General features: G+C 32.4%; 16 protein-coding genes. 14 read left to right on the plus strand and 2 right to left on the minus strand.

What is annotated here, in order from left to right; translation table 11 throughout:
- Nucleotides 1-196 precede the first annotated feature (196 nt).
- Nucleotides 197-583 (plus strand): nucleoside triphosphate pyrophosphohydrolase family protein, encoded by a 387-nt coding sequence (locus tag D1816_RS23970; protein ID WP_066313914.1) that lies wholly within the window; start codon nucleotides 197-199, stop codon nucleotides 581-583.
- A gap of 62 nt (nucleotides 584-645) precedes the next feature.
- Here D1816_RS23970 and D1816_RS23975 read toward each other — a convergent pair whose 3' ends face one another.
- Nucleotides 646-1,713, minus strand: coding sequence for a branched-chain amino acid aminotransferase (locus D1816_RS23975; protein ID WP_066313911.1), 1,068 nt, complete (start codon nucleotides 1,711-1,713; stop codon nucleotides 646-648).
- Between the two features lie 182 nt (nucleotides 1,714-1,895).
- On the opposite strand from D1816_RS23975, the gene D1816_RS23980 reads away from it, so the two are divergent.
- The 3 genes from D1816_RS23980 to D1816_RS23990 all read left to right on the plus strand — a co-directional run bounded on the left by D1816_RS23980 (nucleotide 1,896) and on the right by D1816_RS23990 (nucleotide 4,103).
- Complete coding sequence (locus D1816_RS23980; RefSeq protein ID WP_066314635.1) at nucleotides 1,896-2,399, plus strand: DUF4920 domain-containing protein; 504 nt, start codon at nucleotides 1,896-1,898, stop codon at nucleotides 2,397-2,399.
- An 11-nt stretch (nucleotides 2,400-2,410) separates the two neighbouring features.
- A complete protein-coding gene (mnmD, locus tag D1816_RS23985; protein ID WP_118506327.1) occupies nucleotides 2,411-3,085 on the plus strand; it encodes a tRNA (5-methylaminomethyl-2-thiouridine)(34)-methyltransferase MnmD in 675 nt (224 codons plus the stop codon).
- Nucleotides 3,086-3,197: 112 nt separating this feature from the next.
- The gene (locus D1816_RS23990) at nucleotides 3,198-4,103 is read left to right on the plus strand and encodes a TIGR01777 family oxidoreductase (protein WP_118505999.1); all 906 of its coding nucleotides are present in this window, start codon (nucleotides 3,198-3,200) and stop codon (nucleotides 4,101-4,103) included.
- Nucleotides 4,104-4,160: 57 nt separating this feature from the next.
- On the opposite strand, the gene D1816_RS23995 is transcribed toward D1816_RS23990, so the two are convergent.
- The gene (locus tag D1816_RS23995; RefSeq protein WP_118506328.1) at nucleotides 4,161-4,832 is read right to left on the minus strand and encodes a YceI family protein; all 672 of its coding nucleotides are present in this window, start codon (nucleotides 4,830-4,832) and stop codon (nucleotides 4,161-4,163) included.
- Between the two features lie 161 nt (nucleotides 4,833-4,993).
- On the opposite strand from D1816_RS23995, the gene D1816_RS24000 reads away from it, so the two are divergent.
- The 10 genes from D1816_RS24000 to D1816_RS24045 all read left to right on the plus strand — a co-directional run bounded on the left by D1816_RS24000 (nucleotide 4,994) and on the right by D1816_RS24045 (nucleotide 15,288).
- A complete protein-coding gene (locus D1816_RS24000; RefSeq protein ID WP_066313906.1) occupies nucleotides 4,994-5,536 on the plus strand; it encodes a nucleotide exchange factor GrpE in 543 nt (180 codons plus the stop codon).
- A gap of 6 nt (nucleotides 5,537-5,542) precedes the next feature.
- Nucleotides 5,543-6,658, plus strand: a complete 1,116-nt coding sequence (dnaJ, locus tag D1816_RS24005) for a molecular chaperone DnaJ (RefSeq protein ID WP_118506000.1) — start codon at nucleotides 5,543-5,545, stop codon at nucleotides 6,656-6,658.
- A 342-nt stretch (nucleotides 6,659-7,000) separates the two neighbouring features.
- Nucleotides 7,001-7,930, plus strand: coding sequence for an ABC transporter ATP-binding protein (locus D1816_RS24010; RefSeq protein ID WP_118506001.1), 930 nt, complete (start codon nucleotides 7,001-7,003; stop codon nucleotides 7,928-7,930).
- On the plus strand, nucleotides 7,923-9,215 hold the full coding sequence (locus D1816_RS24015) for an ABC transporter permease (RefSeq protein WP_118506329.1): 1,293 nt from the start codon (nucleotides 7,923-7,925) through the stop codon (nucleotides 9,213-9,215). Before D1816_RS24010 ends, D1816_RS24015 begins: the two co-directional genes overlap by 8 nt.
- A gap of 4 nt (nucleotides 9,216-9,219) precedes the next feature.
- Nucleotides 9,220-10,134, plus strand: a complete 915-nt coding sequence (locus D1816_RS24020) for a mechanosensitive ion channel family protein (protein WP_118506002.1) — start codon at nucleotides 9,220-9,222, stop codon at nucleotides 10,132-10,134.
- 20 nt (nucleotides 10,135-10,154) lie between these two features.
- Nucleotides 10,155-11,054, plus strand: coding sequence for a DUF6268 family outer membrane beta-barrel protein (locus D1816_RS24025; RefSeq protein WP_118506003.1), 900 nt, complete (start codon nucleotides 10,155-10,157; stop codon nucleotides 11,052-11,054).
- Nucleotides 11,054-12,217 carry a sigma-54 dependent transcriptional regulator gene (locus tag D1816_RS24030; RefSeq protein ID WP_066313896.1) on the plus strand — a complete coding sequence of 388 codons (1,164 nt, stop codon included), beginning with the start codon at nucleotides 11,054-11,056 and terminating at the stop codon, nucleotides 12,215-12,217. Before D1816_RS24025 ends, D1816_RS24030 begins: the two co-directional genes overlap by 1 nt.
- Nucleotides 12,218-12,328: 111 nt before the next feature.
- Nucleotides 12,329-12,847, plus strand: coding sequence for a hypothetical protein (locus D1816_RS24035; protein WP_118506004.1), 519 nt, complete (start codon nucleotides 12,329-12,331; stop codon nucleotides 12,845-12,847).
- 122 nt (nucleotides 12,848-12,969) lie between these two features.
- Entirely contained in the window at nucleotides 12,970-13,848 is an 879-nt protein-coding gene (locus D1816_RS24040) for a PPK2 family polyphosphate kinase (protein ID WP_066313894.1), read from the plus strand.
- A 51-nt stretch (nucleotides 13,849-13,899) separates the two neighbouring features.
- Entirely contained in the window at nucleotides 13,900-15,288 is a 1,389-nt protein-coding gene (locus D1816_RS24045; RefSeq protein ID WP_066313893.1) for a M20/M25/M40 family metallo-hydrolase, read from the plus strand.
- Nucleotides 15,289-15,290 lie beyond the last annotated feature (2 nt).

The raw sequence follows: 15,290 nt of genomic DNA on the forward strand, positions 1-15,290 counted from the left end.
AATAAAACCAACTAAAATAAAAATACTGCCTTTGTAATATTTACGATGTAGTTTGATGTCTTTACGGTAGCTAAATATCATCAAAACGATAAAAGCAACAACAAAACACCCTGCAAATATTAATTGACCAGTACTAAACATAAATGATTATTTTTACAGCAAATATAAGAACTGAATACTAAAAAATAATAGATAGATGAAAGATAAAATTGCTGCTGTACAAGAGTTTCACACTGCCTTTGAAATTGGATATAAAAATGAACCAATAGCCGATTTAGGAGAAGCTAAAAATACACTTCGTTTTAATCTTATGAAAGAAGAGAACGAAGAATATCTTGAAGCTGCTCAAAACAATGATTTGATAGAAGTGGCAGACGCTTTAGGGGATATGCTTTATATTTTATGCGGCACTATAATTGAACATGGTATGCAGCACAAAATAGAGGAGGTTTTTAATGAAATTCAACGTAGTAATATGAGTAAGCTAGGTGAAGATGGTAATCCAATTTATAGAGAAGATGGAAAAGTACTTAAAGGGCCTAATTATTTTAAACCAGATATAGCTGCAATACTTGATAAATAATAAATAAAAAAACTCCGGAATAATTTTCCGGAGTTTTTTTATTGTTATAGTTTGGAAGACTATTATACTTTATATCTCCATCCAAAAGGATCCTCTACTTTATTGTATTGGATATCCATGAGTACTTTTTTGAAATACGAAGCATATGAGTTTTCTTGTTTTTCTATTTCATAATGTTCTCCTTTGTACCCAAAAGATTTAACCGGGCTTACTACTGCTGCAGTACCGGCTCCAAAAACCTCTTTTAAGCTTCCGTCTTTAGCGGCAGCTACTATTTCGCTTACTTTTACTGGTCTAACATCTACTTTGTAGCCTTCTTTTTCGGCTATTGAAATTAAACTTTTACGAGTTATACCATCCAAAATACGGTCACTAACCGGGGCAGTAAGCAACGTATCATTAATTCTAAAAAATACATTCATAGTTCCGGCTTCTTCCATATATTCATGGGTATTAGAGTCTGTCCAGATAACTTGTTGGTATCCTTGCTCTTTTGCAAGTTTTGTCGGGTAAAATTGTCCAGCATAGTTCCCCGCGGCTTTAGCATAACCAAAACCACCACTGGCAGAACGACTAAATTTTTCAGCAACTAATACGCTTACATCTCCACTATAATATGATTGTGCGGGAGAGCAAATAATTAAAAATTTGTATTCATCGGCTTCTGATGCTGATACAGAGGCTTGAGTTGCTATTACAAAAGGTCGTATGTATAATGAATTTCCAGAACCTGATTTGATCCATGCGTTATCTAATTTTAATAAAGTGTTTAAACCATCAAAAAAGTACTCCTCAGGAAATTCAGGGATTGCTAGACGTTCAGAAGATTTGTTAATTCGTTTAAAATTTTCATCGGGTCTAAACAAAAAAGTATCTCCATTATCATCTTTATACGCCTTCATCCCTTCAAAAACGGCTTGACCATAATGAAAAACACGAGCAGATGGTTCCATAGTTAAAGGTCCATAAGGAATAATCTTAGGTGTTTGCCAAGATCCATTTTTATAATCGCAGACAAACATATGATCTGTAAAGATTTTTCCGAAATCAAGATTTTCGAAATCAACTTGTCCAATTTTGGACTCATTTACTTGATTAACTTCCACGGTTTGTGAGATTGTATTTTTCATCCTATACATATTTTAAAAGGTTGGATAGTACTGTATCCAGAATTTGTATTCTCTACTCTTGGTCTGAAAACTAAGAGCATACTAACACCTTAAATAATTCCTAGCAAAAATACCCTTTTCTGACAAAATATAAATTTTTAAAATGCGTAATTTTGTATTCTGTAACCAATATTTATGAAATCATGAATAAAAGTATACTTTTCTTGATAGTATTGTTAATAGGATTAACAAGTTGTCAGCATAAAAAACAAGTTTCGTTTTCAGTTAAAAATATTCCCGTGGAGCAATATGAAAGTTTTGGAGAGGTGCTAACAGCAGAAAACATTTACTACAAGAAAGAAATAGTAAAACGTTATAATAATCTTGTAAAAGGTGATACCGTATCTATTGCTTTTACAGGAACGGTAAATGGTGTTTGTAAAGCAAAAGGATGTTGGATGAAAGTTGCAATGGGAGACGGCAAAGAAACTATGGTTAGGTTCAAAAATTATGGTTTTTTTGTGCCAAAGGATATCGAAAACGATACTGTAATTGTTCAAGGAAGGGCTTTTGTAGGAGAAATGTCTGTTGATGATCAAAGACATTATGCCACTGATGCAGGTAAATCACCAGAAGAAATAGCTGCAATCACAGAACCTAAAAAAACATATTCATTAATTGCAGAGAGTGTTTTGATCAAAAATTAATGCAAAAAGAAATAAAGAGAGAAATAAGTATAACTGCAGACGGTTCTACTACAATACATCTTCCAGAGTTAGATGAACACTATCATTCTAAACATGGTGCTATTAATGAGGCGAACCATGTTTTTATACAGAATGGGTTATATCATATTTTAAAATCCAGAACCTTTAAGTCATTAAATATTTTGGAAATAGGATTTGGTACAGGTTTAAATGCCTTAATTACATTGATAGAAGCTAAGAAAAAGGAACAAACTGTTAATTATGTAGGGGTAGAAGCATATCCTATTGCAGCAAAAGAAGTTCAACAAATGAACTATCCCAGGGCTTTAGGTAATATCGAAGCAGAACCTATTTTTAAAGAGTTGCATACATCTAATTGGGAAACTAACAGACCTGTTACCGATATTTTTACTTTACAAAAGCGAAAACAATTCTTTTCTGATATTGAGGATAAAAACAGTTTTGATCTTGTTTATTTTGATGCATTTGGTGCGCGAGTACAACCAGAACTTTGGACTGTTGTTATTTTTAAAAAAATGTTCGAAGCCTTAAATAAAGGAGGGGTATTGGTGACGTATTCGGCAAAAGGAAGTGTTAGAAGAGCTATGCTTGAAGTTGGTTTTGAGGTAGAAAGATTGCCTGGTCCTCCTGGTAAACGAGAAATGTTAAGAGCTACAAAACCATAAACAAATGCTTTGTGTTTTTGAGTATTTAACCATTTTAAACGATTGTTAAACCTATAATAAAGGAATAGGTTTTGTAATAAGCTGATAGTATTTTGCATAAAATTCAACTACAATGAAGGTTTTAATTACTGGTGCTACGGGTTTAATAGGCCAGGAAATTGTAACATTATGTCATCAATTAAAAATTGATGTAAATTACCTTACAACCAACAAATCCAAATTAAGCGATAATTCAAATTATAAAGGATACTTCTGGGATCCTAGTAATGGAATCATAGATGATAATTGTTTTACTGATGTCGAAGTGATTATTAATTTAGTAGGTGCCTCGGTAGCAAAACGTTGGACAGCTTCGTATAAGAGGGAAATACTAGAAAGTAGGACGCTTACTGCTAATTTAATTTTTAACTCTCTAAAAAAATTAAAACATAATGTTAGACATATCGTTTCTGCTAGCGCTATAGGGCTTTATCCAGATTCTTTTCAGAATTATTATATGGAAAATTCACCAGAAAGAGATACCGGTTTCTTAGGAGAAGTAGTGTCAAAATGGGAGGGAGCTGTTCTTGAATTTGAAGCTTTGGATATAAATGTGAGTTTACTTCGTATTGGTTTAGTGCTTTCTGAAAAAGGAGGAGCGTTTCCTAAAATAGTAAAGCCTATTCAATACGGTTTTGGAGCTCTTTTTGGAAGTGGTAAACAATGGCAAAGTTGGATACATGTTCATGATTTAGCACGTATGTTTGTATTTGTTGTTCAAGAAGAATTGACAGGAGTTTTTAATGCTGTAGCACCTAATGCAGTATCAAATAAAAAGTTTACCAATGTTATTGCCGAACGATTAAATAAAAAAATAGTATTACCAAATACACCTAAGTTTATAATGAAAATTATTCTTGGAGAAATGCACATACTTTTGTTTTCAAGCCAACGCGTCTGTAGCGATAAGGTTTCTAAACTTGGTTTTGGATTTAACTATGATAATATTAAATCTGCAATCGCGGATTTGGTTAAATAATTGAAAATAAAAAACCGATACTGCAAGTACCGGTTTATACAAAATAATTTTATTGAATTAAGCTTTTGTAGCTGTTACACTAATTTTTAGCTCTATATCATCATTAATAAACTTATCTCCTATATCTGTAATAATAGATTTAGATGCGTAGTTTATTCCCCAATCGGTTCTATTAATAGTAAATACTTCAGTGTTTAAGGTCATAGTATTACCATTAATGGCAGTAGAGACAGGAAAAGAAATATTCTTTTTAATCCCTTTAATTGTTAAATTGCCATTCATAAAAGTTTTATTCTCTTTTTTGCTAATTCCAGTAACTTCAAATGAAGCAGAGGGAAACTTTGTAACATTAAAGAAATGATCTTCTTCACCTTTAGCTTCACCTTTTAAATGACCTTCTAAACCAGCTTTTTCTTTTCCTTGAAGATCAGTTACAGTAATGGATGTCATATCGATCATAAAAGATCCACTTTGAATAACATCATCATTAAGAGCAATTTTTCCTTTAGCTACTTTAATTGTCCCAGTATGCTTTCCTGTAGGTTTAATGCCTGTCCACTCGATAGTACTTAACGCATCATTCACTATGTAAATAGAAGCTTCTTTTGGAGTTTCAGAGGTTTCTTGCGCTTCAGAAGCTACAGTTTCATTCTTTTTTTCACCTTTACAAGAAAATGAACCAATGCTTATTAAGGCAATTGCAAAAAGATTAATCAATTTGGTTTTCATAAAATATAACTTAATAGTTTTCAGAATTTCAAAATTATTTTTTTGACTTAAAAACACTCTTAAATATATACTAAAATATTCCTGTGACATTATGACATTAATTCAAAAATGGCAGTACTTTTGCTATTTCAAAATGAAAACTTATAAAAGTTACAGATTACATGAGTAAGAAAAATAAAAATACTGAAGATGTAAAAGATCAAGTAGAAGAAGTACTTGATACAAAAGTTGATGAGGAACAGGCTGAAGAAGTAGATGTAGAAACACAGCTAAAAGAAGATTTGGAAAAAGAAAAAGATAAATTTCTTAGGCTTTTTGCAGAATTCGAGAATTATAAAAAACGTACTTCTAAAGAACGTTTAGAGCTTTTTAAAACGGCAAGTCAAGATGTAATACAATCAATGTTACCGGTTCTTGATGATTTTGATCGTGCTACAAAAGAAATCGAAAAGTCAGAAGATAAAGACCTTATCAAAGGAGTATCACTCATACACAATAAATTAAAAGAAACATTAAAAGGAAAAGGGTTAACAGAAGTAGAAGTATCTGCGGGAGACACCTTTAATGCGGATGATCATGAGGCTATAACTCAAATTCCTGCGCCTAGTGATGATCTTAAAGGAAAAATTGTGGATGTGATAGAAAAAGGATATAAGCTTGGAGATAAAGTGATCAGATTTCCTAAAGTAGTAACCGGACAATAAAGAGGTATGAAGGAAGATTTTTACGACATATTAGGATTAAGCAAAAGTGCAACTGCATCTGAAATAAAGAAGGCATATCGCAAGAAAGCTATCGAATATCACCCTGATAAAAACCCTGGTGATACTAGTGCAGAAGAAAAATTCAAGAAAGCAGCAGAAGCTTATGAGATATTAAGTGACCCTGATAAAAAAGCACGTTATGATCAATATGGTCACCAAGCATTCGAAGGCGGCGGCGGCTTCGGAGGTGGTGGTATGAATATGGATGATATCTTTAGTCAGTTTGGAGACATCTTTGGCGGCGGTGGCTTTGGTGGTTTCGGCGGCTTTGGTGGTGGAGGCGGAAGACAACGACAAGCCAAAGGAAGTAACCTTCGAATTCGAGTAAAACTTACATTAGAAGAAATTGCTAATGGTGTAGAAAAAAAGATTAAAGTAAAACGTAAAGTACAAGCACCTGGTACAACCTATAAAACTTGTTCTACTTGTAATGGTACAGGTCAAGTAACCAGAATAACAAATACGATTCTTGGAAGAATGCAAACATCATCTCCATGTTCGACATGTGGCGGAGCAGGGCAATCAATAGATTACAGACCTGATGGGGCTGATGGACAAGGATTAAAAGCTTTAGAAGAAACAGTAAGTATTAAAATCCCTGCTGGGGTTGAAGATGGTATGCAGCTTAAAGTTTCTGGAAAAGGAAATGAAGCACCGGGTAATGGTATAGCTGGAGATTTATTAGTAGCAATAGAAGAGCTTGATCATGCAGATTTACAAAGAGAAGGTAATAATCTTCATTATGATTTGTATATAAGTTTTTCTGAAGCGGCTTTAGGAGCATCTAGAGAAATTGATACTGTTTCAGGAAAAGTGCGTATCAAAATTGAAGAAGGTGTGCAGAGTGGAAAAATCCTTAGACTAAGAGGTAAAGGAATCCCAAGTCTTAATGGATATGGCAGAGGTGATCTTTTAGTACATGTTAATGTATGGACACCAAAAACATTAAATAAAGAACAACGAGAGTTTTTCGAAAAAATGTCAAAAGATGACCATTTTAGACCTAGCCCAGATAGTGGCGAGAAGTCGTTTTTCGAGAAAGTAAAAGATATGTTTTCATAGATAAAACAAGTGGTTCGGATATTATGAATCCAAGCAGTTTTATTAATGGTTGAATAGGAAAAATTCGTATATTTGAGACATCACTAATGTATTTAGTGACAATTTTTCTTTTTCATAGCAATTTTTTTCCCATCCTTAATACTTGTATTTAGGGTGGGTTTTGTTTTTAATAAAAAAGTGTCTAATTCTGTCCCTTAATTTTTTAAAGAAATAAAAATCAAACTCGCTTATTTGATTAAGAACTTGTGCCGAAATAACATTAGTTACCTTTATTTTAGCATAAGTTTTTAAGTTTTCGTATCATTCGGGTATATTATAAATTATAAAATATTATTTCTATCTATGGCTAATCTTTTAGAGGTACAACAAGCTACAAAACAATTCGGTAGCTTTACAGCCTTGCAGAATGTTTCTATTCAGGTTCCTAAAGGAAGTATTTTTGGTTTACTTGGTCCTAATGGAGCAGGTAAAACGACATTAATAAGGATCATTAATCAAATTACATTACCAGATCAAGGAAGTGTGTTTCTGGATAATGAACCTTTAAAACCAGAACATATAAAAGATATTGGTTATTTGCCAGAAGAAAGAGGACTTTACAAATCAATGAAAGTAGGAGAACAAGCTTTGTATTTGGCACAACTTAAAGGCTTGTCAAAAAAGGAAGCTAAAGAGCGATTAAAATATTGGTTTGATAAATTTGATATTACACATTGGTGGGACAAAAAGATACAAGAATTATCAAAAGGGATGGCCCAAAAAGTGCAGTTTATAGTGACTGTTTTGCATAGACCTAAACTTTTAATATTTGATGAGCCTTTTAGTGGTTTTGATCCTATAAATGCAAATGTTATTAAAGACGAAATATTGCAATTGCGTGATGAAGGAGCGACAGTTATTTTTTCTACTCATCGTATGGAAAGCGTAGAGGAACTATGTGATCACATAGCACTTATTAATAAATCTCAAAAAATATTAGAAGGTAAATTATCAGATATTAAAAGAGCGTATAAATCAAATACTTTTGAAGTCGGTCTTTTAACAGATGATCACCAAAGCTTATTTTCAACACTGAATAATAAGTTTAGTGTTGAACCTGCCGATTTTAAAACCATAGATGATCAATTAAAATTAAAGATCACTTTGGACAATACAATGTCATCAAATGATATGTTAAGGTATCTATCAGAAAAAGCTCAGGTATTACGCTTTAATGAAGTCATACCTAGTGTAAATGAAATATTCATCAAAACCATTACAGAAAATGAGTAATTTAAAGCTAATCATTAAAAGAGAATTTATTGCTCGGGTTCGTAACAAGACTTTTGTTGTAATGACTTTTTTGAGTCCGCTTATTTTTGTGGGAATGATCGGATTAATTACCTGGTTAACTACTTTAAATAAAGATGAAATTCGTGAAATCGCAATAGTTGATGAGACAGGGTCTTTCGAACCTTATTTTAAAAGTAGTAAAGGGATAAGTTATATTGATTATACAAATCTACCTTTAAATGATGCAAAAGACTCTGTAGTGATCAAAGACTTGTATGGCCTGTTATATATTCCAGGGAATACATCCAATAAAGAATTAGAAAAGAGTATTCAGTTTTATGCAGATGAGGCTCCTAATATTGATATTTTACAACAGATAGAAAAAATTATTTCAGAAGAACTAACACATCAAAATTTTAAAAAGAAAGGTGTGGATATAGCAGTTATCGAGAGTTCAAAAGCTAAGGTAGATATACAAATAGAGAATTTTTTAGGAGAAAAAACATCCAAAATATCAAGCTATGTAAAAATGTTCTTTGGTGGGCTTGCAGGATATTTGTTATTGATGTTTGTAGTGATTTATGGTAACATGGTTATGCGCTCTGTAATTGAAGAAAAAACAAGTAGAATTATAGAGGTTATTATATCATCGGTAAAACCTGTACAGTTAATGATCGGTAAAATACTTGGTACAACATTAGCAGGTGTACTTCAGTTTTTTATATGGGTGATTATAGGTGGTGTTTTACTCTTTATAGCGAGTTTTTATTTAGGTATAGATGTGCAACCAACTACTCCAGCGCAAATACCGCAAGATGAATTGATGGAGCAATCACAACTTATTTTGCAAGATGTTTTAAACCTACCATTAGTTTCTTTAGTAGTTTTATTTCTTGTTTATTTTATAGGAGGATACTTTTTATATAGCTCAATTTATGCAGCAATTGGTGCCGCTGTAGATAGTGAAACCGATTCACAACAATTTATGTTGCCAATTATCGTTCCATTGATGCTAGCATTTTATGTTGGAGTATTTGCAGTGATCGAAAATCCACATGGTACTATATCTACAGTATTTTCAATGATTCCTCTTACTTCACCAATAGTTATGTTAATGAGAGTGCCTTTTGGCGTAGATTGGTGGCAAATCCTCATTTCTATAGTAATTTTAATAGCCAGTATATGGTTTATGGTGATGTTTGCTGCAAAAATCTACAGAATTGGTATATTGATGTATGGTAAAAAACCTAGCTATAAAGAAATTTTTAAATGGCTAAAGTACTAAGTTAATGATTCAAGACGACGTTTTAGACAAAGCTGAAGAGTTGATTACAAAGGATATCTGGGGTTCGATAAAAGAATTTTTAGAGTATGAATTATTCCATTTAGGTACCGATAAAAAACCTATAGTATTAACCGTGGGTATGATATTGGTGGCTGTCTTGGCAATTGTCTTAACTTCTGTAGTTTTAAAGTTTATTAGAAGAATTGTAACCAAAAAACTATCACATGATGGTAAAATAAAGTTTGTATCGGTATTTTCTTTTGCCAAATATTTTATCTATCTCATTATTTTATTCATAATGCTAGATAGCATTGGCTTCAATATTACCGCCATATTTGCAGCTTCAGCAGCATTATTAGTTGGTGTTGGTTTGGCGTTACAGACCTTAATTCAAGACATTATTTCAGGAATATTTATTTTTATAGATCAAACGGTACATGTTGGTGATATTATTGAGTTAGAAGGAAAAGTAGGTCGAGTAGAAGAAATAAAATTAAGGACTACTAGAGCGGTTACTATTGATAATAAAGTGTTAATTATACCTAATCATAAATATTTAACCTCCACACTGTATAATTGGACTCAAAACGGAGCGTTAACAAGAGAATCTATTAGTGTAGGTGTTGCTTATGGTAGTGATACAAAATTGGTCAAAGAACTTCTAGTGCAAGCAGCATTATCTAATAAAAGTGTATTAAAAACACCAGAACCATTAGTTTTGTTTACAGAGTTTGCAGATAGTTCATTAAATTTTAAATTAATATTTACAATAGGAGATAGTTTTCAGGCGTCAATACCTAAAAGTGAGATACGTTTTGAGATTGATCGTTTATTTAGAGAACACAATATCAGTATTCCTTTTCCGCAAAGAGTTGTAACTATGATTCAGGATGAAAATAACAATGTTTCAAAAATATAAATAACCTATAAGCCCCAAGAATGAAAAAAAAGGATCTAATCTTAATGTGCATATTTTTTTATGCTGTTTATTATATGAGATCCCAGGATACAAATCTAGCTAGGTTAGAGTATGCTTATATTCCTCAATCAGGTAGTGAAAATACTTATAGCCGTATTCGGTTTTCTGCTAATTATCCAATTAAAACAGATAATAAAGGGACATATATTGTAATATCTCCTCAATATAGATATAACGATCTTCAAATAAGAGATGAATTAATATTTGATCAAGGTGGTGATTTAAATGTTTTTCAAACTATAGGCCTAGAATTAGGGTTTACCTTTAAAATGAAAAATAACTGGCGCTTTGGAACAAAAATAGGAGTAGGTATCTCCTCTAATTTTGAAGGTTCAAAATTAGAGAGTGACGATTTTAGATATACAGGTTCTGTCTTTTTTGTTAAAAGCTACAAGAGTAGTATTACACCTAAAACATCACGATTAATTTTAGGGTTACGATATTCAACACCAGCTAGTATAAGTTTTCCTTTACCAATAATTAATTATTTTAAAAGATTTAGTCCAAGCTGGGCATATGGTATAGGTACACCTAAAACAAGTATTAAATATTTCTTTAATGAAATAAATACAATCCAAGCTTTTATTGGTTTAGATAGATTTTATGGTAATTTGCAGAATAACAGAACTTTTGTAGATGCAAACGGAACTACGAAAACAGTAGAAAATGCTTCTATGTTAAATGTAATAGGAGCTTTAGGATATGAGTTTTATTTTACGGAACACTTATTGTTCTATACATATGGAGGATATACATTAAGTAATGAAATTCGCTTACGAGATAAAAATCAAGATAATGTATTAACCATTAATAATGAAAATACATTTTATTTTCGAAGCGGAATTAAATTAAAAATATAATGGCAAAAATATTAGTAATTGAAGACGAAGCAGCAATTCGAAGAGTGCTGACTAAAATTTTATCTGAAGAGAATGATACTTACGAAGTTTTTGAAGCCGAAGATGGTTTGGCTGGTATAGAAAAAATAAAATCTGATGAGTATGATTTGGTTCTTTGTGATATTAAGATGCCAAAGATGGACGGAGTTGAGGTTTTAGAGGCAATCAAAAAAATAAAACCAGAAACTCCGGTAGTAATGATTTCTGGACATGGTGATCTTGATACAGCCGTAAATACAATGAGATTAGGGGCATTTGATTATATCTCTAAACCACCAGATTTAAATAGATTATTAAATACAGTACGAAATGCATTAGACCGTAAAGAGCTAGTTGTAGAAAATAAGAGACTTAAGAAAAAGGTTTCTAAAAACTATGATATGATCGGAGAGTCTCAGGCAATTTCGGATATTAAAAATATAATAGAAAAAGTTTCTGCTACAGATGCGAGAGTTCTAATAACAGGATCTAATGGTACAGGAAAAGAACTGGTGGCACACTGGATTCATCAAAAGAGCGAGCGATCCGGTGGCCCAATGATAGAGGTAAACTGTGCTGCAATACCTGGTGAACTAATAGAAAGTGAACTTTTTGGACATGTAAAAGGTGCATTTACATCTGCTAATAAAGATCGTGCCGGTAAATTTGAAGCAGCAAATGGAGGAACAATATTTCTAGATGAAATTGGTGACATGAGTCTTTCTGCGCAAGCAAAAGTATTAAGAGCCTTACAGGAAAATAAAATTCAAAGAGTTGGTAGTGATAAAGATATCAAAGTAAATGTAAGAGTTCTTGCCGCTACGAATAAGGATTTAAAGAAAGAAATTGCAGACAATAAATTCAGAGAAGATCTATATCATAGATTGGCAGTAATTTTAATAAAAGTACCTGCCCTAAATGATAGGCGAGAAGACATTCCGTTATTGGTCGACTATTTTGTAAAGAAAATAGCAGGAGAACAAGGGTCTACAGTAAAAACGTTTTCTGAAAAAGCAGTTAAACAGTTGCAACAGTATGATTGGACAGGAAATATCCGAGAATTGCGAAATGTAATAGAGCGATTAATCATACTCGGAGGAAAAGAAGTTAGCGAAGAAGATGTTAAGCTCTTTGCAGCCAAATAATTAAAAAAAAAGAAAATTACAGATCATAGAATCCTATTTTGTGATCTGTTTTTTTAATTGTTGTAATGTATCATATATCCTTTACGACCAATATCTGATATGCCCCTGAAAATGAAAATATTTGTTTTTTTAATCACATGCTTATGTGGTATTTATGCTTCTAATGCTCAATATGATCCTGGAGCTGTAAATTATGGATTAGTAGCTATAAAAAGTATTGGATTAGAAGATGAGGTGGGTTTAGGAGCTCGTGTAGAATATGCATTTAATTGTTATACTACCTTTATTGGTGAATATAACCGATCTTTTACACTTGATGATTCGACCTATGAGGGGCATAATGAGCTTGCTTTAGGAGTAAACCTTATACTGTTTAATTGGTATCCGACCACAATAACTGCAGGTATTGGGTATGCCGGTAATGATTCAAGCCTTTTTGAAGATATCGAAGATGAAGCTTTTTTGGGGTTTAGAACAGGAAGCTTTAATCATGGAGCACAAATTAAAATTAGAGCGTTACATCAACTCTCTAGATATGTGCACATTTTTGGAGAATTCAATCTAAAAAGTTTAGGGAGACGTTACGATACTTTTTTGATAGGGTTTAGCTATGATTTTTACGGAAAGTAAAATAATTAGAACAGTTTATAATTTTTAATAGTTACCTTATTATTTTGTAATTTTTATTAGTTAACTATTTTTTTACAAATCCAAAACTTTAGTATCTTTCAAGATATAATATTTGTTGCACTATGAATTCTATACATCACAAAGATTTTAAAGTAACTAACCCCGTAGATTTGTCTAAAATCCCAACAAAACATGATCTTGATGCGAGCGAAAAGAAAATTGAAAAAGAATTAGAAGAAGTACGGGAGGAGCTAGGAGAGTTTCAAGATACAATATATGCTCATGACAAATATGCAGTGTTAATTTGTTTACAGGGGATGGATACTGCTGGTAAAGATAGTTTGATTAGAGAAGTCTTTAAAGATTTTAATACTCGTGGAATTGTTGTGCATAGTTTTAAAGTGCCTACAGATCTTGAATTAGGCCATGATTATTTATGGAGACATTATATTGCCTTGCCACAAAGAGGTAAGTTTGGTGTCTTTAATAGAACACATTATGAAAATGTTTTAGTTACTCGTGTACACCCTGAGTATATAATGGGAGAGAAAATTCCGGGGATAAATTCTGTAAGTGATATTACCGATGAGTTTTGGGATAAACGTTTTGAGCAAATTAGAAATTTTGAAAAACATATTGCAGAAAACGGAACTTTGATTTATAAGTTTTACTTGCACCTATCCAAAGAAGAACAAAAAAATAGACTTTTAAGAAGACTCGAAAAGAAAGACAAAAACTGGAAATTTTCATCAGGAGACCTTAAAGAACGAAAGTTATGGGATCAATATCAATCGTGTTATCAAGATGCAATTAATAGAACATCAACCCCACATGCTCCTTGGTATGTTATTCCAGCAGATGATAAACCAGTAGCAAGATATATTGTAGCAAAAATACTGTATGATACGCTAACAAAATATACCAATATACAAGAGCCAGAATTAGATGATAAAACCAAAGCTAATTTAGAAATGTATAAAGAGCAGTTAGAGAATGAATAAACTGATCAGTGCAGTTGTTCATGCCTTAATTTAAACTTATAGTAAAACAAAATGTCAAAAAGAATAATCACAGTACTTTTAACCCTTTTATCCCTAAACTCTTTTTCACAGAAAGAAAATAAAGAAGATTCGATAATACTTAAAAAATTATACGATACATCATTGCTTAATGGGAAAAGTTATTCTTGGTTAGATTACCTTTCAAATCAAATAGGAGGAAGATTATCAGGATCTATAAACGCTCAAAAAGCAGTAGAATGGGGAGAGAAAGAACTTAAAGAGTTAGGAATTGATAAAGTATGGTTACAACCTGTTATGGTACCAAAATGGACTAGAGGAGTAACCGAATTTGCATATATAGAAACTACTCCCGGTAATACTACAAATGTGCCAATTTGTGCACTAGGAGGATCTGTACCAACACCAATAGGTGGTGTAAAAAAACCTATTATAGAAGTAAAAAGCTTAGATGATCTAAAAACCTTAGGAACAGATAAGATAAAAGGAAAAATTGTATTCTTTAACAGACCTATGCAAGCTGATCTGATTAGCACATTTAATGCTTACGGAGGTTGTGTGGATCAAAGATACTCTGGAGCAGCAGAAGCTGCAAAATACGGTGCTGTTGGTGTTCTTGTTCGTTCAATGAATTTAAGGTTAGATGATTTTCCACATACAGGAGCAATGAGTTATGGGGATTTAGCGAATATGGACAAAATTCCTGCGGCAGCAATTAGTACAAACGGGGCTGATTTATTGAGTTCTATGCTCAAACTAAATCCAAAAATTAAGTTTCATATGAATATGAATTGTCGTACTTGGAAAGATGTGAAATCATATAATGTGATTGGACAAATAACAGGTAGCGAATTTCCTAATGAATATATGGCCGTTGGTGGACATTTGGATTCTTGGGATTTAGGAGATGGTTCTCATGATGATGGCGCGGGTATAGTGCAGTCTATGGAAGTTCTTAGACTTTTTAAAGAAATAGGATATAAACCAAAACGTTCTATACGTGTAGTGTTATTCATGAATGAAGAAAATGGATTACGAGGAGGTAAAAAATATGCCGAAATAGCCAAAAATAAAGGAGAAAATCATGTATTTGCTTTAGAAAGTGATGCCGGTGGTTTTACACCTAGAGGATTTTCTTTTGATTGCGATGTCGATAATTTTAAACAAGTCCAAAGTTGGAAACCATTATTTGAACCCTACTTAATTCATTATTTTGCTTTAGGTGGAAGTGGAGCAGATATTGGTCCATTAAAAAAAGATGGTATAGTATTAGCTGGACTTCGACCAGACTCACAACGATATTTTGATTATCATCATGCTAAGAATGATACTTTTGATGCAGTAAATAAGCGTGAGCTAGAATTAGGCGCTGCTACGATGGCGAGTTTAGTATATCTTTTTGATAACTATGGCGTAAAATAGAG

Source organism: Aquimarina sp. AD10 (assembly GCF_003443715.1).
Taxonomy (GTDB): Bacteria; Bacteroidota; Bacteroidia; order Flavobacteriales; family Flavobacteriaceae; genus Aquimarina; species Aquimarina aggregata.